Below are 20,551 nucleotides of genomic sequence, written 5' to 3'. Positions count from 1 at the left end.
TTTTGTTAAATAGATTAGCCGTCTTTGTACGGCTAATTTTTTATTGGTTATTTTGGTATTACAGTAACGTTACTATGAAAAAAATTCTCGTATCCTCCTTAGGCGCTATGCTGCTTTTCCAGGTAGCAGTAGCACAACAGGGACAGCAGAAAGTGGTAGCCGATAAGATCGTTGCCAAAGTGGGAGACAAGATCGTCCTTAAATCGGACATCGAATCTGCTCTCGTAGATATGCAACAGCAGGCGCTGGAAGGACAACCCTTGCCGCCAAACGCTTCCTGCTCTGCTATTGAACAAATCATCGCACAAAAAATATTGGTTTTACAAGCTGAGCGGGATAGTTTGCCGATCAGTGAAGCTGACGTGGATGGCCGTATCGAAAGCCAGATCCGTTGGGCTGAACAACGTTATGGAAGTCGTGAGAAAATGACGGAAGTAACGGGTTACACTATTTACCAGCTCCGCGAGCGTTTCCGTGATGCCATCAAGGAAAGTATGCTGGCAAAAGCCATGCGCGACAAGGTGGTGAATGCGGTGAAAGTGACGCCTACAGAAGTAAAGACCAGCTTTGAAAAGATCCCTGCAGACAGTCTTCCTTTCTATGAATCAGAACTGGAGATCGGCCAGCTGATGATCTTACCGAAAGCCAGCCGTGAAATGGATAAATATGCCATAGACCGTTTGCTGGATTTCAAAAGCAAAGTAGAAAAGAAAGAAGGTGAATTCAGCACATACGCCAGCCTTTACTCTGAAGACCCCGGTGTGAAAGAAAACGGCGGTACTTATACCCTGAACAGGAATGATAAGAACTGGGATCCGGACTTCCTGGCTGCTTCTTTCCGTCTGAAGGAAGGTGATATGTCTTCTCCCGTTAAATCCCAATTCGGTTACCACCTGATCAAAATGATCAAACGTGCCGGGGATAACGTGGTAGTACAGCACATCCTTATCAAACCTAATATCGTAACAGCAGATATCACTGCTGCCATGAATAAACTGGATACAGTAAGAGCGAACATCATATCCGGAAAAATGAGCTTTGGTGAAGCGGTTGTAAAATACAGCGATGAGCCAATGGCTAAATTTAACGGCGGTATGCTGCAGAACCCTCAAACAGGTAGCACCTACATTACAGTAGATCAGTTGAATGATCCATCCACCAAGGATATTGTAATGATGCTGGACTCCCTGAAACCAGGTGGCGTAAGCAAACCCATGTTGTTTGACGATGAGCAGGGCCGTAAAGGCATTCGCCTGGTGTATCTGAAAACACGTACCCAGCCGCACAGAGAGAACCTGAAAGACGACTACTCCCGTATCCAGCAACGTACTTTGCAGGAAAAACAGGTAGTAGCGCTGAACAAATGGCTGATGGACAAGATCCCTACCTTCTATGTTCACGTGGAACCCGAGTACACGGAGTGTGCCAACGTTTCGAAGTGGACGGCAGGAGCGGTCGCGCAGAAGTAGATTATTCGTAACAACGATAAAGTAACACTATCCCGGATCCTCCCAGAGAGGTCCGGGATTTTTGTTTTGGCAAGTACCAGCGCCTGAGTTAGGGTGTATTTTGCAAAGAAATATCAGCACCTGAAAGGTTTTGGTGTATTTTGCAAAGAGGTATCAGTACCTGAAAGGTTTTAGGGTTTTAAGAAGAAATACAGACATCCCTGAGAGGTTCGAAGTTTTTGTTCTTGGAAGAAGTGCAGGCTACAGGATTTTAGTTTTAAAGAAGAATCCCCTGAAAACATCTCCATTTCGTTTTTTAGAAAATATCCGCCCATTCCTAAAGATAAATCCAACAGATCACCGCTGTTTTTAGAAGTCTCTCCTTCCTGCTAAAAAATAAAATCCCCTAATCCAAGCCCCCGGCACGTTCTCGGGAGAACTGTGAAGGCTTTGCTAAAGAGAAGGCAGTTTGATAATTTAAGCGTAACTTTGCGAATCAATTTTACAGCATGAGCGACGCGATAAAGCATGAATGCGGTTTAGCATTCATAAGATTAAGAAAACCATTCAGTTACTACCAGCAAAAGCACGGAACGGTTTTCTACGGATTGAATAAGCTGTACCTCCTCATGGAAAAACAGCACAATCGTGGTCAGGACGGCGCAGGAGTAGCCGCAGTAAAATTGCACACGGAACCAGGAGTCCCCTTCATGCACAGGATCCGTAGTAGTGAACCCCAACCCATAGGCGATGTCTTCGCCAAGATCAGAGAAGAAATTGCAGAAATAGAAAAATACCAGCCGGAGATCACCAAATATCCCGGTCTCCTGAAAGGCCACATGCGCTTCCTGGGAGAATTGCTGTTAGGCCATCTCCGTTATGCTACCCAGGGAAAGAACAACGTTGAGTTGTGCCATCCCTTCGTTCGCTACAACACCATTCCCGCCCGCAACCTTACCATGGCGGGTAACTTCAACCTGGTGAATGTAGAAGAACTCTTCAACTTTGTAAAAGTATCGCCCGGCGAAACCCATAAGAACAGTGACCTGGCCGCCATGCTGGAAGTAGTACACCATTTCCTGGCTAAGGAAGATGAAGTACGCCAGAACGGCCTGGATGTGAAAGCCATCCTCCAACAGGCATTTTCCATGTTCGATGGTGGTTACCACGTCTGCGGCCTGATCGGTTCCGGAGATTCCTTTGTGATCCGCGACCCGCATGGTATCCGTCCTTCTTATTATTATATCAATGATGAAGTGATCGTAGCAGCTTCTGAAAGAGCCGCTATCCGTACTGCTTTTAACGTGGGCGAGAATGAGGTAATGGAACTGATGCCGGGTACTGCACTCATCGTGAAAGAGAACGGAGATTATTCTATTGAACAGATCATTCCTGCTAAAGAACGCCGCGCCTGTAGCTTTGAGCGGATCTACTTCTCCCGCGGAAATGACGAAAAGATCTATAAAGAACGTTCAGCACTCGGATATCATTTATCCGAAACAGTACTGAAAGCGATTGATAACGACCTGCGTAACACTATTTTTTCCTTCATCCCCAATACGGCAGAGGTAGCCTTTTACGGCCTGATCAAAGGCCTGGAAGATTACCTGAACCGGATCAAGGTAGAAAGGATCATGTCCTGGGGCAAGGATTTCGATGAAGAGAAACTCCAGGAAATGGTGAACCGCCGGATCAGGATAGACAAGATTGCGATCAAGGATGTGAAGATGCGCACCTTCATTACAGAAGATGCCAGCAGAAATGAAATGGTGCAGCACGTGTATGATATCACGTATGGCACTGTTAAACCGGGCACGGATACCCTTGTTGTGATAGATGATTCTATTGTAAGAGGAACCACGTTACGGGAAAGCATCATCAAAATGCTGGACCGCCTTGGGCCGAAAAGGATCATTATCATGAGCTCTGCCCCACAGATCCGTTATCCGGACTGTTATGGTATAGACATGAGTAAGATGGGTGAGTTTGTGGCCTTCCAGGCAGCGATTGCATTGATCAGGGAACAGGGCAAGGATTACATCCTGCAGGAAGCCTATGGTCTCTGTAAAGAACTGGAGCGTACCAATACCCTCCATGCGCAGAATGTGGTGAAGAATGTATACAAAGCATTCACACCGGAAGAGATCTCCAAAAAGATTGCACAGATCATTACGCCGGCAGGCATTTCTGCTAATGTGGAAGTGATCTATCAGAATATTGAAAGCTTGCATGCCAGCTGTCCCAATAACCTTGGGGACTGGTATTTCACCGGTAACTATCCCACTCCGGGTGGTAATCGCGTAGTGAATAAATCCTTTATGAACTACATGGAAGGCAAGAACGAAAGAGGTTACTAAGCGGTAAGGGGAATATGTTATCAATAATATATTCCCCAACCAATTATGTTAATTTTATCTTAATTCCCGCCCCAAACTTCCCCTCCAGATCATTACACATTAACTTACAGTAAAAACCCGTATTTTCGATAAGTGTTTGTACTCAATGGTTTACAATGTGTATGAAAACATTGTTGCTTATCCGCCACGCAAAATCAAGCTGGAACGATCCGGACATGGATGATTTTGACCGCCCGCTTAACAAACGGGGAAAACTGAATGCCCCTGAAATGGCAACAAGGCTACTCACCAGGGGAACGGTTCCGGAATTGATCATTTCCAGCCCGGCCAAACGTGCCCGCTCTACTGCCCGTATCATGGCCAAAGAATGGAAATATCCAAAAGAGGCTATTTTACTGGAGGAGGAGTTGTATCTCTGTTATGCCTCCACTTTCCTTAAAGTGATCACTAAAATTGATGATGATTTTAAAGCAGTGGCCATTTTTGCCCATAACCCCGGGATCACTGATTTTGCCAATTACCTCACGGAAGAGATCCGCATCGATAATGTTCCCACCACCGGCATCTTTGGTATAGAAGCCGAAACGGACCACTGGGAAGATTTTGACCGCGCAAAGAAACGTTTCCTTTTCTTCGATTATCCAAAGAGTGAGGGCATCGTATAGTATTTGGGAATATTTAAGTAGTTTGGAGCACGATAGCTTATCAAAAGTATGGACGAAGAAAAATTAGCACGCAGGATCGATCGTTTCATGATCATTTATGTATTAGCAGGTTCCATGCTGATGCTGTTCCAGATTCTAGGATTTTACTTTAGCAGGCAAACGGAAACCGGCAGAACAATGGCCGAAAAGTGGCCTGGCATCCTCAATAAGATCACCCAGGTAGTTTTTGCTGTTAACCTCATGAATGTGATCACTGTAGTGGTCTTTGCCTTCCTATTGATCGCATACAGGAAAACTATCCGCGTAGGGATCATCGGATTACTGGCAACGGGTTTGTTTGTGTTTTATGTTTACCTCAGCCTGCGGGCAACGATCCTGTAGTGGATCAGGCATCAATGGGCACAGGGCGTTTGTATTCATCAATGGCCACAAAGGTGAATGTACCACTGATGGCTTTATATCTTTCTTCTGAATACATTTCCTCCACAAAAATTTCTACCGAAACTTTAAGACTGGTGTTCCCTGTGTGGATCACTTTACCGATCAGTTCCACAATGGTTCCGCCGGGAATGGGCTTTTTAAAATCAATCTTGTCTGAAGACACGGTGACCATGCGTTTGCGGGAATAACGGGTGGCCGTGATAAAGGCCACTTCATCCATCAGCTGCATGGCGGTACCGCCGAAAAGGGTATCGTAATGATTGGTGGTGTTGGGGAATACGGCTTTGAAAATGCGTGTTTCCGAGGATAGTATCTTTTGTTCGTTGCTCATCTGTTTGATTTTACTTCTACAATCCATTCAGGGCCGCTGGCTACTTTATGCTTCTCTGCAAAGTTGCCGTAATTAATGGCGAAGGAAAGGTTCATCAGGCTGTTCTGATAGGCCAGTGGTAAACCTTCTTTTACAGCAGCAAAGGTAGTGACATATGGCATAATCCCTGCAAACACCTGCTTTTTATTATGCAGGATGCGGATACTCAGCTGATCACCATATTTCAGGTTTAGTTTGGCTAGTGTGGCTGCATCAATATTCGTCCACACGTTACCATATTGGATATCCAGGATGGGAATATTACCATAGATAGTGCCTTGCCTGAATTCAGCCTGCTGATAAGGAATGCTTACAACTGAATTGGGTAAGGCGGGGCCAACGGAATCAAAAGGGATCACACCCGCTGCAAGCCTCGCTCCCGTATAGGCGTATACGTCACGGCCATGAAAAGTATAAGATGCTGAAGAACCCGGCAGCCGGTTGCGTTTTTCATCTATTTCCCTAAGGGCTTTGATACCCAGGTGTTTTGCGATCAGCGTGAGTGTGCCATTATCCGGGGTTACAAAATAATGGCCGCTATTGGTTTGCAGTACTACTGATTTTCTTTCAGAGCCTACGCCAGGGTCTACTACTGATACGAATACAGTGCCTGCGGGCCAGTAAGGAGCTGTTTGTTCCAGCCGGTATGCAGCTTCCCAGATGTTGTAGGCGGGAATTTCGTGGGTGAGATCAAAGATCTTCAGCTCGTTGGATACGCCAAAGGCTACTCCTTTCATGGCAGATACGGCACCGTCTTTCAGGCCGAAATCTGTTTGGAGAACGAGGGCTTTGGATTGTGCGGAAGCGGCGTTATAGCAGATTGTTAGCGCCAGGAGGAGTACATGCAATGGTTTCATGTAATAAAATTAAGGAAAGTTTCAGATTGGGGGTATCCCCGGATTGCGGGATATATTAATCCATTTCCTTCCTTAACACCTGCAACGCATTATGTAAGGTATTATAGATCGTTCGTTCAGTGAGCCCGGTTGCTTCCGCCATCTCTTTGAATCCCCTTCCTTCATAAAACCGCATCTGCACCAATTGCATCTGCCGTCCGGATAATTGTTTCATGGCCACCTGGAGTTTTGCCTTCAACCCTTCATCCGTTTGGAAGGCAATGAGCATCTCTTCATAAGAGGCCTGTGTCAACTCCATATGTGCTGCTTCATCAAACAAAACCACTTTAACGCCATTAGCGGCTTTATAAAGGAGGCGTTTGAAGATGGTGATCACATATTGCTGGATATTCTGTACCTCCTTCAGGCGCTCCCTGATCTTCCATAACTCCAGGAAGAGCTCATTGATACATCCCTGAACAAGGTCCACATCGCGGTAAAGGGCAACGCCCAGCCTGAAAAGGTCGTCATAGAAAAGATCAAAGCACTCGTAAAGGCCCTCACGGTCCCCTCCGGCAAGCAGGTGCCAGTTCTTTTCAATCTTTGACGTACGAAGCTGGTTCATCGGGTGATGAATACTTATTTTTTGGTTGACATGGGTAAAGTAAAATATTTTTTTGAATTCATTGGTAAAAACGAAAGCTTTCTCACACTTGTATAGTATCAACCAATATAGTATATGCTGCATTCGCATTCTACCGCAGAAGAATTACTGCTGATCGATTCATTCCTCCACTACTGTAAAGGTACCCCGGAAGAAGATGTACTATACTGGGAGCAGATGCTCCAGGAGCATCCGCAATTGTTGCCTGAAGTGGAAAGAGCCCGCGAATTATACCTCACCATGCAAGGATATCCCCCCATTTCCCTGAAGACCGCAGCCCTTCAAAGATTGAAGGACAGTCTTGATGCCCAGGAAGTTACCACACCCGTACGCAAACTTTCCTATAAATGGATCGCCGCTGCCAGTGTTGTGGCCATCGCCCTGGCTTCTTTCCTGGTGTTTAATAATAAGAAAGAAAAAAGCATCCATTATACACCACTTGCAGAAACAGGACTGCAGGACCGTACCCGCCTGACCCTCCCTGACGGTTCTTCCGTTCTCCTCAGCACTGCCAGCAGGTTGCAGCTGAGCGATAACTTCAACAAAGGAGACCGTTCTGTTTACCTGGATGGGGAAGCCTACTTCGACGTAAAATCAAATGCCAGCCTTCCTTTTACTGTGATCACCAGCAAAACCGCTACCACTGTGCTAGGTACAGCATTTAAAGTGCGCAGTTACCCCGCAGACCACAATGCACAGATCATGCTGGCATCTGGTAAAGTGAGAGTAGAAGCGCAATCTAAAACCATGGAATTAACCCCGGGAGAAGAAGCGATCTGTGAAGATGGCGCAGGAATTAAAAAAGCGAACTATCAGCCTGAGAATATGCAGCGATGGATCCAGCGTAAAGTTGAGTTTGTAAACGCAGACCTGGATCAGATATCAAAGACCCTCGAAGAATACTATGGAGTAAAAGTGAAATTGGAGAAACGCCCCACCGGAAAGGCCGTAAGGTTCACCGGTGTATTTAACAACCAACAACTGAATGTAGTACTGGACGCAATCAGCTTTACCAATGAGTTCACTTACCGCCTCGAAAACAATGAGGTAGTGATCCGCTTTTAAGACAGGACGCAATTTTTGGTTACCTAAAACCTATATACATGACTAAAACGTTACCACGTTCATGTATGATGTTTGCTATGCTATTGCTATGGCAGGCCATCACTACATTTGCCCATGGGCAGCAAAAAAAGTATTCTTTCAATTGGGAAAATGTAGCGCTTTCAAGTGTGTTCAAACAAATTGAGCAGGCTGCAAACGTTCGTTTTTCCTACAACCCCTCCGGCATTAAAGAGAACACACCTATTCATTTACGGATAGACAGTCAGCAACTGGATGCAGTTGTTGCACGGCTTTGCCAGGCTATCAATTCCAATTACAGGATCACAGATAACATTGTGATGATCCGCCCAACAAGTGGCCCGACAGAGGTGGCCGTCCATGCATTGCAAGGCAGGGTAGTGAATGAAAAAGGAGAAGCGCTGCCAGGCGTAACTGTACACAACCTGCGTCTCAAAAAAGCAGTGCATACAATAGACAATGGCACGTACACTATTGAAGCCAGCCAGGGAGACCGCATTGAATTCACCATGATAGGTTTTGAATCCCTGGTTCGTGTAGCGGGTTCTGAAGGCAGTGTATTAAACATCACCCTGAAAGAAAAAGTGACGGAACTGGGAGCTGTAGTGGTAACGGCACTCGGTATCCGCAGAGAGGCCCGCGCTTTAGGTTATGCGCATGCAGAGGTTTCCGGTGATGATATGAAAAGGGCCCGCGAAACAAATGTGATCAATTCCCTGGCCGGTAAAGTACCGGGCCTTGTGATCAATAGCACAGCAGGTGGTCCCGCAGGTTCGTCCCGTGTGATCATTCGTGGTAACACAACTATTACAGGTAATAACCAACCCCTGTATGTAGTGGATGGTGTACCTATCGATAACTCTAACTATGGCCAGGTAGGCAGTGAAAAATATTCCAGTGGTTTTGATTTCGGAGATGCCATCTCTGCCATCAACCCGGATGATATTGAAACCATCAGTGTACTGAAAGGCCCTTCTGCTTCTGCATTGTATGGAAGCCGCGCAGGTCATGGCGTTATCCTTATCACAACTAAAAAAGGAACGCTTAAAAAAACCCTTGGCATAGAACTGAACAGTACGGCCACGATGGAAAAACAACTCACCCGTTTTGATGATTATCAATATGAATACGGGCAGGGTACAGGTGGTACTATTCCCCGTGATAAAGACCAGGCAAGAACTACTTTGTTCAGCAACTTTGGCGCAAGGTTAGATCCTAATCTGCCCGTAACCGGCTTCGATGGCAAACTGCGGCCTTACGGACTGGTGCGCAATAACATCGAAAACTTCTTCCGCACCGGCTCTACTTTTACAAACACTATTTCTCTCACCAGCTCAACTGATAATACGGCCTTTCGTCTGTCTTTGTCCGACCTGCGTAATAACGACATTGTTCCCAATAGCGACATGAACCGCAACACGGTTAACTTTTCCAGCAATTCAAAATTCGGCAAGAAACTCACCGTGGATGCCAAAGTAATGTACATGCGGGAAAAAGTGAACAACCGCCCGGCGTTAGGAGATGATGCCGGTAACATTGGTAACTCTTTTGTGGGTTTGGCCAATAATGTGGACCAGGAAATTTTCTCTACCGGGTATAAAAATATAAACGGGGATTATGTTGACTGGGGTGGTGGAGAATACCGGCTCAATCCTTACTGGGTGATCAACGAAATGCAGAACACCACTAAGAAAGACCGTGTGATCGGGAACCTGGTAGCCAACTACCAGTTCAAAGACTGGATCAGTTTACAGGGAAGGTTCTCTACAGACTTCACTTATTTCAATTACCGCAAGTTCAGTCCTCCCAGCACACCGGGATCTATTACCGGAAGATATGAAGGGGTTGATCAGAAATACCAGACTACAGAAGCAGACCTCCTGCTTACACTGCAGAAACAATTCACGCCAAAATGGTATGCTGCTGCAAGGTTAGGTACCAGCCTTTCCCAATACTCCAAACCGGGTACCGATCTGCTGGCTACAGACATGCAGGTAAAAGATGTGATCAGCTTTAACAGCTTCAACGATAAAGTGGTGGAAGACCTGGAATCCCGCAAACGCATCAACTCATTCTATGGCTTGTTCAGTGTGGCATATAAGAACTGGGCGTATTTAGATGCATCCGTCCGCAGGGATGCTGCTTCTACTTTACCGAAGGATGTGAACTCCTATATCTACGGTTCTCTATCCGGTAGCTTTGTGTTCTCAGATGCATTAAATCTGAAAGGCAAAACACTGAGTTATGGTAAACTGCGGGCTTCTGTTGCTGAAGTGGGAAATGATACGGATCCTTTTATGGATGGATTGTATTACAGTCTTGCCCCATACCCTATTAATGGCCAGGCACTCGGGCGTGTTGATGGTAAAATAATGCCAATTACAGATCTGAAACCCACCCGCACCCGTTCTTTTGAAGTGGGCACGGAAATGAAATTCCTGAATAACATCGGTGTTGATGTAACCTATTATTCACAGGATTCAAGGGATCAGATCAATTACCTGCCTGCTCCTACTTCTTCAGGATTTACACAACGCCTGATCAATGCAGGCGTGATCTCTAACAGCGGATGGGAAATAGCACTTTCCGCCACGCCTGTCAATAAAGGAGATTTTAGATGGGATATCAGTGTGAATGCGGCACGTAATAAGAACGTAGTGAAATCACTGGCGAATGGTGTTCCATTCCTCACACTCTCCGATGCCCGCTGGCTGGGTGTTTCAGTTGTAGCACAACCTAATACGCCTTATGGCGCTATCCTTGGATATGATTACCAGTATGACGCGGGAGGTAATGTGATCCTGGATTCCATTACCCTTACGCCGCTTACCACAGATAACCGCAAGGTTTTAGGAAAAGGAACCTGGGACTGGACGGGTGGTATGACCACATCCCTCTCTTACAAGAATTTCACCTTCAATGCTATCCTGGATATTAAGCAGGGCGCAGATCTCTTTTCCATGACCAATCTTTTTGCGGTGATACGTGGTAGTCATAAAACCACATTGGAAGGCCGGCAGGAATGGATCCATTCAGAGGAAGAAAGGCTGGCTGCCAATAAAACGGCGATAGAATGGAAAGAGATGGGAAATGTACGGGGATATGTTCCGCAGGGCGTTGTACCCAACGGCATGGGACCTGATGGTAAACAGCAGTATGTGAAGAATACGGCTGCGGTAGATCCTGGTCAGTACTGGTCACTGTTTTATAGTGATAACAAGGGCATCACCACTCCTTTCCTATATGATGCATCCTACATTAAAATGCGCGAAATGTCTTTGATGTACAGTGTGCCATCCGGTCTTTTAAAACGGATCGGCATCAATGCTTTAACGGTGGCTATTGTTAGTCGTAATCCTTTCATCCTGCATAAAAATGTGCCGAATGTAGACCCTGATTCCAACTATAACAATGGTAACGGCCAGGGCCTGGAATATGGTTCCCTGCCTTCCCGCAGAAGCTGGGGTTTGAACCTGAATGCAAGGTTCTGAAAACGATGCCCGATTGAACAACCAAAAATGAAAAGTATGAAACGTTATTATAATTCCCTGTTGTACTTATGCCTGGCTTTGGTGACAGGGTTGATGAGCTGTGATGATTTTGGGGACATGAACGTGAACCCCACAAAAAGCAGCAACATGGACCCTGCACTTCAGCTTGCGCTGATCCAGGCAAGGTTTTCCGGGGACCTCGAATCCAATGAACGTGTAGGCACTTTTAACTGTATGCCTATGGTACAACAACTGGGTGGTGCATGGGCCTGCCAGTATGGAGGTTTTTATGTGAAGCAGCAGCAATATATGAGCATCCTCTGGGAGTTGAACTACCCGAATGATATCCTGAATATTGCAGATGCGGTGAACCGCTCTAAGGACGATCCGAAAAAGCAGAACCTGCATAACATCTGCCGCATTATGAAGGTCTATGTGTTTGCCAGGTTAACAGACCTCTATGGAGATATCCCTTATTCAGAAGCATCTTCCGGTTACAGCAAAGGAATTGTACATCCTAAATACGATAAGCAGGCAGATATCTATGACGATTTCTTCAAAGAACTCACAGAAGCTTCCACTGCGCTGGACCCTGCCAAGGACCAGGTAGCACAGGACCAGTTCTATAAAGGAGACATTGCTGCCTGGAAGAAATTTGCGAACTCATTACATCTCCGATTGGCGATGCGGCTGGTAAAACGGGATGAAAATAAAGCAAAGGCAGAAGTACAGAAAGCATTTGCCCGCGGTGTGTTCAGTAAAAATGAAGATGTGTGTAAGATGACGCATGAGAATGTGCAGAACAATTATGAGGATGTAAGAGGAAATGGCCTTTCTGCTTCCATCAACCAGGGAGAGTTGGTGCCTTACCGTTATAACCAGGTATTCATCAATGCGCTCCGCAATACCAACGATCCCCGCCTGGAGCATATGGCCAGGTATTACATAGATATCCCTTACAAGTTTATGGAACGGCTGGATGTTACAGAGCAGGTAAGAGCGGTAGTGGGATATACCGGTTGCAATAATGGTGATTTTGTGTGGGACGACTGGAAGAGCACATTTACCATTACCGTTCCCGGCCGCGGAGATTTTGAGATCGGCAACAACGGGCAAAAGATCCAGCTGGCTAATTTCCTCATTGCCAACAATGCACCTTTCCTGCATCTTACTTATGCAGAAACAGAATTGTTACTGGCCGAAGCCTGTTTCCGCTGGGGGCTTAACCTCAATGGCGATTATACCACACACTACAATAATGGTATAGAAGCAGGGATCCGTCAGCTGAGCTTTTATCCCGGCGGCCCCACTATTGAAACAGCAAAGATCACACAGTATAAAGCAGATAACGTGCTAGCGCCTGGCAGGGAATTGCAGATGATCAATCACCAGCTTTGGGTGGTGCTGTTCATGAATGGCCCAGAGGCATATGCTAACTGGCGCAGGTCAGGCTTCCCGCAATTGACACCAGGTTATAAACCCGGCTATTCCAACATCAATACCATACCACGCCGTTTTGAATATCCGCTGTCTGAGAAAGAGCAGAATAAAGTGAACTACGATAAAGCCTTGCAGGATATGGGCGGAAATGATGACTGGACGGCCCGCGTATGGTGGGACAAGCAATAAGCATTCTATCACTTAACAACCACTAACATGCATAAGAAAATATACATACTGCTGGTGTCCCTTCTTGCATTGATGGCTTGCGGCAAAGAAAGGATCAAAGATCCTGAATTTGGCGCCGGGGATTATCCGCGCATTTATGATATCAGGAACGTTTTTGTTTCACCAGTGCAGATCCTGGCACCAGGGCAGCCGGCTAATTTTACCGGGCTGTTATATTCACCTGCAGGTAAAGTGAAAATATCCTGGAAGGTGAATGGGGAACAGAAATCAACAGACACCACCTTTTCTTTCACACCACCTGCTCCCGGAGAATATACCTTATTACTGGATGTAGAATATGGCGGATTGAAGAGCACCCGTTCTTCCAATATTTTAGTACCTCCACCTACCTATACACTGAAGCCCTACAATAAAGTAGTGAATGCTTATCTCTCTGATGCAGGCACTGCTAAAAGTCTGAACTATGAACAACTCACACATGTGACCTTCCAGGCCGGCCGTGTTTCTTCAGATGGTACGGTAGATTTTGCTGCAGGAGAAACCAATCAAAGGATGGATGAAGTGGTGGCACGTGGGCACATTGCAGGTAAAGCAGTATTGCTGGGCCTTACGGGGAGACTTTCTGCTGTTGACGGATGGGCTATTTACGAAGCCAATGATTTTGGGCAGGCCATTAAAGATCCGGCTACGCGTGCGGCATTGGTAAACACCGTAAAGAATTATGTAACCACTAAAAAACTGGATGGTGTGGATGTGATGATGAGTGATGTGAACTCCGGTGCTTATGCTGCCAACCAGGCTGCCATGGCTCCTTTTATCACTGAACTGAAAGCAGCCCTGCCGGCAAATGCTATTGTTACTGCAACAGTGGGTGCAGGATGGCAGCACTGGGATTATCCGAGTCTTGCTGCAGCTACCTGGGTAAATGTAAGAGCATTTGAAGATGGTATTCATGTTGGCCCGGCGGCGCCACGCGGACAGGCTTCCAGTTATGATTATATGGTGGCTGCTGCTAAGATCTGGACGGACTTTCATCTTCCCGCAGATAAACTGGTGATCGGTATTCCGGCTTTCGGTTTACGCTATAATGCCATAGATGCAAACGGTAATAATGAGGGATGGGCGTCTTACGATTATGTGCCTTACAGAACTATCCTGGGAATGGATCCTGCTGCGGCAGGTAAGGAGAAAGTGGACAAAAACTTTGGTATTTACTATAATGGCCAGCCGTTGGCAAAGAGGAAAGCAGACCAGATCAAACTGGCCGGCTTCAAAGGAGCTTACCTCTGGGCGGTGGATTTTGACAGTAATGATGATAAGTCCCTGCTGAAGGAAATATATAACGCATTGAAATAGTAGCTTTTTTGGTTAATTGAGCAATGGGTCGGCTGCGAGGCCGGCCTTTTTTTGTCCGGGTAAATTTCCTTAAATTAGACTGCACCAAAACCAGCCGATATATTGCAACGAGCAGCAGTGTACCCCGATGAGCGCATTTTAATTGAAAAGATAAAAGCCGGAGATCCCCACGCAAAGCATTGGTTATATGACCAATATGCTGCGCTTGTGTATGGGCTTTTATTACAGTTGTTCCCGCACAAGCAGGATGCTAACAATGCGTTGGTAAGAACATTTGTTCATGTTTTCAAAAATATCGAAGAATATTATCATTCCGGCGGAATATCCTTATTTTCGTGGATAATGAAACAGGCGAGGGAAACTGCCGAAGCAGAAATCCCTTACGCCGGATTAACTGGTAATGATATAAGCATCCTAGCAAAAAGTGGTTTAATGCAATTTAGCAGTACGCTTAGCGTTGAATGCCGTGACGTATTCAACCAGTGTTACTGCATGGGACTCTCCAGATCAGTTGTGGCAGCCCGCCTGGGTTTACCCGAGCAACAGGTGTTTCTCTTATTACAGCAGGCGATGATAGCATTCAGAAAATTTTCCAATAACAATTGAACGTACAGGAATACATAGACAACGGAATGGTTGAAAGCTACGTGCTGGGCCTTGCGACTCCTGAGGAGGCGAAGGAGCTGGAACGTTTGATAAAAGAGTATCCGGAACTGCGCAAAGAGTTCAATGCCGTGGAACAAACCATTCAGAAATTATGGCTGGAAGATGCCGTACCTCCCCCCATGGAGTTACGTGAACGTTCCCTGCAACCTTTAGGCTGGGCGGATACTAGTCCCGGCTCAGATAAAAAGAACCCCAACTATACCTTCATCAATATCCAGCATAATCAAAGCAACTACATGACCGTCCATAAAATATGGAAATGGATCTTTGTAATTGCTTTCCTCCTTTTCAAATTTTGTTTATTCCTCGCTATTTATTTCTACTTCAAATACCGCCAGGTAGAGGACCGTCAGCAGGAAAGAGAGAAAGTGAGAAAGGAGTTGCAACAGTCGTCCCCCCAATAGCATTATCATATCTCTTCTTCCGCGCTTAAACAAAATCTTCTTTTGTGCTGTTTATTGAGGATAGTAGTACAGAGCAACATTACTAAACTTCAATACTTAACTTATGGCACAACGTGTTGAGCATGATTTTTTGGGTGAAAAAGAAATCCCTAAGGATGTCTATTATGGCATTCAAACCCTTCGTGCAATTGAGAATTTTCATATTACAGGCATCCAGATGAAAAGCGAGCCCATATTTGTGCAGGCACTGGGTTATGTGAAGAAAGCAGCTGCACAGGCCAATGCAGACCTTGGTGCATTGGATAAAGGAATTGCAGCCGCCATCGTAAAGGCCAGCGACCGTTTGATCAACGGAGAATTCCTGGACCAGTTCCCGACAGACCTGATACAAGGGGGGGCAGGTACTTCCGTGAACATGAATGCCAATGAAGTGATCGCGAATGTAGCACTGGAGATGATGGGAAAAGATAAAGGTAATTACGATTTCTGCCATCCCAATAACCATGTGAACTGTTCGCAATCCACAAATGATGCTTACCCTACCGCATTCCGCATTGCATTGATCAATAAGCTCACAGCGTATAGCGATAGCCTGCGTGAGCTGGCAGATTCCTTTCATGCAAAAGGCCAGGAATTCAGCCAGGTATTAAAAATGGGGCGTACGCAATTACAGGATGCCGTGCCCATGAGCATGGGCGATGAGTTCATGGCTTTTGCTACCAATCTGCGGGAAGAACTATCCCGCATAGAAGACAGCAAACGCCTTATCTCTGAAGTGAATATGGGCGCCACGGCCATTGGTACCGGTGTGAATGCGCCTAAAGGATATGCAGAACTGGTGATCAAATATCTCAATAAAGCAAGCGGCCTCAGTCTTTCCCTGGCCACCGATCTGATAGAGGCCACTTACGATACAGGGGCTTACGTTCAATTGTCCGGCGTACTGAAACGTACTGCCGTGAAAGTTTCCAAGATCTGTAATGATCTTCGCCTCTTGTCTTCCGGGCCGCGTTGCGGATTGAATGAGATCAATCTGCCACCCATGCAACCCGGCTCCTCCATCATGCCAGGCAAAGTGAATCCCGTGATCCCTGAAGTGGTGAATCAAACAGCATTTTATGTGATCGGGGCAGATCTTACTTTAACCCTCGCTGCAGAAGCAGGGCAGTTGCAACTGAATGTAATGGAGCCCGTGATAGGCTTTTCGCTCTTCACTTCCATCACTTATATGACCAATGCCTGCAATACCCTGCGCGAGAAATGTGTAGTGGGTATTACAGCCAATGCCACCCGCACACAGGAAATGGTGATGCAGAGTATTGGCATTGTAACCCAGCTGAATCCCATCATTGGTTATGAAAAATCTGCGGCCATTGCCAAGGAGGCCCTGGAAACAGGCAAGTCCGTACATGATATTGCCGTGAAAGAAAAGAAATTGGTAACGCAGGAAAAATGGGATGAGATCTTCACATTCGAGAATCTCATCCGCCCTAAGTTTATCAATAGTTAGCTATGAAACCATACACCTACTTCGTCTTTGTTTTGTTTTCTTCTTTACAGGTATCCGCACAGCAGCAAAACAAACTGCCCAATGTGGTGATCCTGGCAACCGGCGGTACTATTGCAGGTGCCGGTACATCCAGTGTGGGCACTGCTTACACAGCCGGTAAGTTACCCATCGATGCATTACTGAATGCCTTACCGGAAGCGCGCAAAATTGCGAACCTTACCGGAGAGCAGGTAGCCTCCGTAGGAAGCCAGTCTATGCACGACAGTGTTTGGCTGAAGCTGGCCAAAAGGATCAATGAGCTGGCCGCAAAGCCGGAAGTGGATGGCATTGTGATCACACATGGTACTGATACAGAAGGGGAGACGGGCTACTTTTTACAGCTGACCGTAAAAACAGAAAAACCCGTAGTGCTGGCTGGCGCTATGCGTTCTGCCACGGCTATTTCTGCAGATGGCCCCATGAATTTATACAATGCCATCGTTACCGCATCCAATAAAAAATCATCGAACAGGGGCGTACTGGTATGTATGAACGACCATATATTTTCCGCCCGGGAAGTGACTAAAACCAACACCACCAATGTGGCTACTTTCCAAAGTCCGAACACCGGCCCCCTGGGTACAGTGTTCGATGGGAAGGTGGAATATTACCACAGCATCCTGCGTAAACACACGGTTCAGACAGAATTTGATATCAGCCAGGTGAATTCTTTGCCGAAAGTAGATATCTTGTACGGCTATGCCAATATGAATCCTGTGCTGCTGGAAGCGGTGGTGAATGATAAAGCACAGGGAGTTGTAATTGCCGGAGTGGGCAATGGTAACCTATACCCGACTGTGGAAGCCCGTGTGAAAGACATTACCCGAAAAGGTGTGATCATAGTACGCTCTTCGCGTACAGGCAGTGGAAGGGTTACCCTTAACTCCGAAACAGATGACGCTGCGCTGGGAACAATTGTAGCTGACGATCTTAATCCACAGAAAGCACGCATCCTTTTGCAACTGGCATTGTTAAAAACCAAAGATCCAAAGAAGATCCAGGAGATGTTCTTTAAGTATTAATGGCGTTGCTTTCAATTATCGTATAAATAAAACACATGATCTGGCTTCAATTTGCAATCCTGTTAGCTGCCATACTTATCGGCGCAAGAATGAAAGGCATAGGCCTTGGTGTAATGGGAATGATAGCACTTGCCCTCTACCTCTTTTTATTCCGTATGCGGCCGGCAGAGCCGCCCATTGATGTAATGCTGATCATCCTGGCGGTAGTGACTACTGCAGCAACCATGCAGGCTGCCGGCGGAATGGACTATATGGTACGCATCGCAGAAAAGATCCTGCGCAGCAAACCTTCCATGATCACTTTGATGGGGCCGCTGGTAACTTTCTGCTTTACACTTTTCGCAGGTACTTCTCATATCACTTATTCCCTCCTGCCGATCATTTCGGAGGTGGCTACCAAAAAGAGGATCCGTCCTGAACGCCCGCTCAGTATCTCCGTAATTGCTGCACACCTGGGTATTACGGCAAGCCCTATTTCTGCAGCCACAGCAGCGATGATCACTATCCTGGCCGGCCAGATAGAAATGATACACATCCTGAAAATATGTATCCCTGCCTGCCTTATTGGTATCCTGGCAGGAGTAGCGGTTGTGTGGAAAAAAGGAAAGGAACTGGAAAATGATCCTGTGTTCATTGAGAAAATGAAAGACCCCGAATTTGCTAAAGAACTGGATGCGGAAAGTGCAGATAATAATAAACCATTGCCTAAGGGCGCCAAAACCTCTGTGATCATTTTTGGGATTGCGGTGTTATTGATTGTGCTGGTAGGAGCATTCCCGAACCTGCTGCCACATTTTGAACCCGGCAAGGCAAACCTTTCTGTAAATGCAAACGGCACCATTAAAATGGCCGCTGTGATTGAACTGGTGATGCTGGCTGCGGCAGCCCTGATGTTATTGTTTACAAAGACCACCACTACTGCTATCGCTAAAGCAAGTTTATTTACGGCAGGAGCACAGGCTGTGGTATCTATTTTTGGGGTGGTATGGATGAGTGCCACGTTTATGGAAGCTAACGAAGCCGTGATAGAAGGAGGATTGGGAGATATGGTAAGAGCAGCCCCCTGGACATTCTCTATTGCACTGTTTGTACTGAGCATGTTGTTATTTAGCCAGGCAGCTACCACCAAAGCTTTGATGCCATTGGGGGTATTACTGGGCATTGCTCCCAGCAGCCTGGTGGCTATGTTCCCTGCTACCAACGGAGATTTTGTATTACCGGGTTATCCCACCCTGCTGGCTGCGATCAACTTTGACCGTACCGGCAGTACACATATCGGCAAGTATCTGATCAACCATAGTTTTATGATCCCCGGTTTAGTGAGTGTTTCTGTTACGGTTGCCGCGGGATTTCTGCTAGCCAGCATATTCTGGTAGCAGGGCCTTAAAAAAACCTTTCTTATGCGTTCCCTGATCATTGTTCTGTTATTTGTACCCATGGCTGTGATGGCACAGCGGCAGCAGGATACGGCGGCCAACGGGCAACCCATTATCCCGGTCAGCAAACAATCACTGTTGTCTAATGTAGACGTGATTGCGAATATGCAAACGGCTTTCAGGAACGAATTCAGTGAGGGAACTTATCAGCGTTCCCGATTTACACTGGAGCAGTTCAGGCTGGAGATCAAGGGGAAAGTGCATGAGAAAGTTTATTTCCGTTTCCGGGACAGGTATACACGCAATGTAGTACCCCAGTCGATTGACAACATCAGCCGTTCTACGGACATGGCCTTTATCCGTTTTGATCCCACACCAAACTGGAAGATCTATGCAGGTAAAATGTCAGCAGACTGGGGTGGGTATGAGTTTGATGCAAACCCGATAGACATTTATGAGTACTCCGATATCATTGAATACGCAGACAATTTTCTGACCGGTGCAGGTGTTGGGTATGTGCTGCCGGATAAGAAGCATGAATTCACCCTGCAATTACTGAATACACGTACCGCCAGTTTTTATGAGCTGTACGATACTATCCCCGGTATTAAGGAAGCCCGTTTCCCTTTTGCTGCTGTAGCAAACTGGCGTGGCAGTTTTTTTAACGGAAAGTTTAATACCATCTGGTCCTATTCCTTATTCCGGGAAGCAGAATATGAATACATGAACTACTTCGCGTTTGGTAATCAGCTCAACCTGGATAAAGTTAAACTGGAGTACGACTTCAAATTCAGCCAGGAGCAGTTGGACAGGAAGGGAATTGTATCAGGCTTCACCGAGAATATTGATATTAAAACCGCACAGAATGTGCGCTACATCAGCCATTGGGCAAAAGTGGATGTGCGGGTGTCTGATAAAGTGAATGTATTTTTTGTGGGTATGCTGGACGATGCTTTCTGGAAGAAACCATCCGAAAGCAGCCACACTAAACTGCGGCAGGCATGGGGATATATTCCGGGGCTGGAAGTATATCCTGTTAAGAATTTTAACCTGAAGGTATTTGGCGCATTTATAGGCAGGGTATATAAATACACGGAAAATGCCCGGCAGGAATTAGGGCAGCGCAATACAGATAATTACCGCATTTCAGTTGGGGTGATCAGCCCGCTGGTGATCCTGTAACCCCTTATCTTT

Annotated in this window: 17 protein-coding genes; 14 read left to right on the top strand and 3 right to left on the bottom strand. The window is 46.3% G+C overall.

Translation table 11 applies throughout. The features are described from left to right. Positions 1-74: 74 nt before the first annotated feature. From AAHN97_RS24300 to AAHN97_RS24285, 4 genes are all read left to right on the top strand, one after another. Positions 75-1,469: a peptidylprolyl isomerase gene (locus AAHN97_RS24300; RefSeq protein WP_343304694.1), complete on the top strand. Its 1,395-nt coding sequence runs from the start codon at positions 75-77 to the stop codon at positions 1,467-1,469. A gap of 488 nt (positions 1,470-1,957) precedes the next feature. Beyond that, the gene (locus AAHN97_RS24295) at positions 1,958-3,805 is read left to right on the top strand and encodes an amidophosphoribosyltransferase (RefSeq protein WP_343304693.1); all 1,848 of its coding nucleotides are present in this window, start codon (positions 1,958-1,960) and stop codon (positions 3,803-3,805) included. A 161-nt stretch (positions 3,806-3,966) separates the two neighbouring features. Then, positions 3,967-4,470, top strand: coding sequence for a SixA phosphatase family protein (locus AAHN97_RS24290; protein WP_343304692.1), 504 nt, complete (start codon positions 3,967-3,969; stop codon positions 4,468-4,470). Between the two features lie 48 nt (positions 4,471-4,518). After that, positions 4,519-4,851: a hypothetical protein gene (locus tag AAHN97_RS24285; RefSeq protein WP_343304691.1), complete on the top strand. Its 333-nt coding sequence runs from the start codon at positions 4,519-4,521 to the stop codon at positions 4,849-4,851. A gap of 4 nt (positions 4,852-4,855) precedes the next feature. Here AAHN97_RS24285 and AAHN97_RS24280 read toward each other — a convergent pair whose 3' ends face one another. From AAHN97_RS24280 to AAHN97_RS24270, 3 genes are read right to left on the bottom strand one after another with little or no spacing between them, the layout of a single operon-like run. Continuing rightward, positions 4,856-5,242: an acyl-CoA thioesterase gene (locus AAHN97_RS24280; RefSeq protein WP_343304690.1), complete on the bottom strand. Its 387-nt coding sequence runs from the start codon at positions 5,240-5,242 to the stop codon at positions 4,856-4,858. After that, positions 5,239-6,138 (bottom strand): SAM hydrolase/SAM-dependent halogenase family protein, encoded by a 900-nt coding sequence (locus tag AAHN97_RS24275; protein WP_343304689.1) that lies wholly within the window; start codon positions 6,136-6,138, stop codon positions 5,239-5,241. The genes AAHN97_RS24280 and AAHN97_RS24275 overlap by 4 nt, the downstream gene beginning before the upstream one ends. Positions 6,139-6,193: 55 nt before the next feature. Beyond that, a complete protein-coding gene (locus AAHN97_RS24270; RefSeq protein WP_343304688.1) occupies positions 6,194-6,742 on the bottom strand; it encodes an RNA polymerase sigma factor in 549 nt (182 codons plus the stop codon). 114 nt (positions 6,743-6,856) lie between these two features. On the opposite strand from AAHN97_RS24270, the gene AAHN97_RS24265 reads away from it, so the two are divergent. From AAHN97_RS24265 to AAHN97_RS24220, 10 genes are all read left to right on the top strand, one after another. Next, positions 6,857-7,846, top strand: a complete 990-nt coding sequence (locus tag AAHN97_RS24265; RefSeq protein WP_343304687.1) for a FecR family protein — start codon at positions 6,857-6,859, stop codon at positions 7,844-7,846. A gap of 38 nt (positions 7,847-7,884) precedes the next feature. Next, on the top strand, positions 7,885-11,355 hold the full coding sequence (locus AAHN97_RS24260; RefSeq protein WP_343304686.1) for a SusC/RagA family TonB-linked outer membrane protein: 3,471 nt from the start codon (positions 7,885-7,887) through the stop codon (positions 11,353-11,355). Between the two features lie 36 nt (positions 11,356-11,391). Then, positions 11,392-12,984, top strand: a complete 1,593-nt coding sequence (locus AAHN97_RS24255) for a SusD/RagB family nutrient-binding outer membrane lipoprotein (RefSeq protein WP_343304685.1) — start codon at positions 11,392-11,394, stop codon at positions 12,982-12,984. 27 nt (positions 12,985-13,011) lie between these two features. After that, the gene (locus AAHN97_RS24250; RefSeq protein WP_343304684.1) at positions 13,012-14,340 is read left to right on the top strand and encodes a glycosyl hydrolase family 18 protein; all 1,329 of its coding nucleotides are present in this window, start codon (positions 13,012-13,014) and stop codon (positions 14,338-14,340) included. A gap of 102 nt (positions 14,341-14,442) precedes the next feature. Continuing rightward, positions 14,443-14,946 carry an RNA polymerase sigma factor gene (locus AAHN97_RS24245; RefSeq protein ID WP_343304683.1) on the top strand — a complete coding sequence of 168 codons (504 nt, stop codon included), beginning with the start codon at positions 14,443-14,445 and terminating at the stop codon, positions 14,944-14,946. Further along, the gene (locus tag AAHN97_RS24240) at positions 14,943-15,410 is read left to right on the top strand and encodes a hypothetical protein (RefSeq protein WP_343304682.1); all 468 of its coding nucleotides are present in this window, start codon (positions 14,943-14,945) and stop codon (positions 15,408-15,410) included. Before AAHN97_RS24245 ends, AAHN97_RS24240 begins: the two co-directional genes overlap by 4 nt. 103 nt (positions 15,411-15,513) lie before the next feature. Next, entirely contained in the window at positions 15,514-16,920 is a 1,407-nt protein-coding gene (gene aspA / locus AAHN97_RS24235; RefSeq protein WP_343304681.1) for an aspartate ammonia-lyase, read from the top strand. A gap of 2 nt (positions 16,921-16,922) precedes the next feature. Next, positions 16,923-17,981: a type II asparaginase gene (locus tag AAHN97_RS24230; protein WP_343304680.1), complete on the top strand. Its 1,059-nt coding sequence runs from the start codon at positions 16,923-16,925 to the stop codon at positions 17,979-17,981. 35 nt (positions 17,982-18,016) lie between these two features. Beyond that, on the top strand, positions 18,017-19,357 hold the full coding sequence (locus tag AAHN97_RS24225) for an anaerobic C4-dicarboxylate transporter (protein WP_343304679.1): 1,341 nt from the start codon (positions 18,017-18,019) through the stop codon (positions 19,355-19,357). A gap of 24 nt (positions 19,358-19,381) precedes the next feature. Further along, positions 19,382-20,539, top strand: coding sequence for a porin (locus AAHN97_RS24220; RefSeq protein WP_343304678.1), 1,158 nt, complete (start codon positions 19,382-19,384; stop codon positions 20,537-20,539). The last annotated feature ends 12 nt before the right edge of the window (positions 20,540-20,551 follow it).

The sequence above is a fragment of the Chitinophaga niabensis genome, from assembly GCF_039545795.1.
Classification (GTDB): domain Bacteria; phylum Bacteroidota; class Bacteroidia; order Chitinophagales; family Chitinophagaceae; genus Chitinophaga; species Chitinophaga niabensis_B.
Note: the sequence above shows the minus strand (reverse complement) of the source record. Positions and strands in the feature narration are given on the sequence as shown.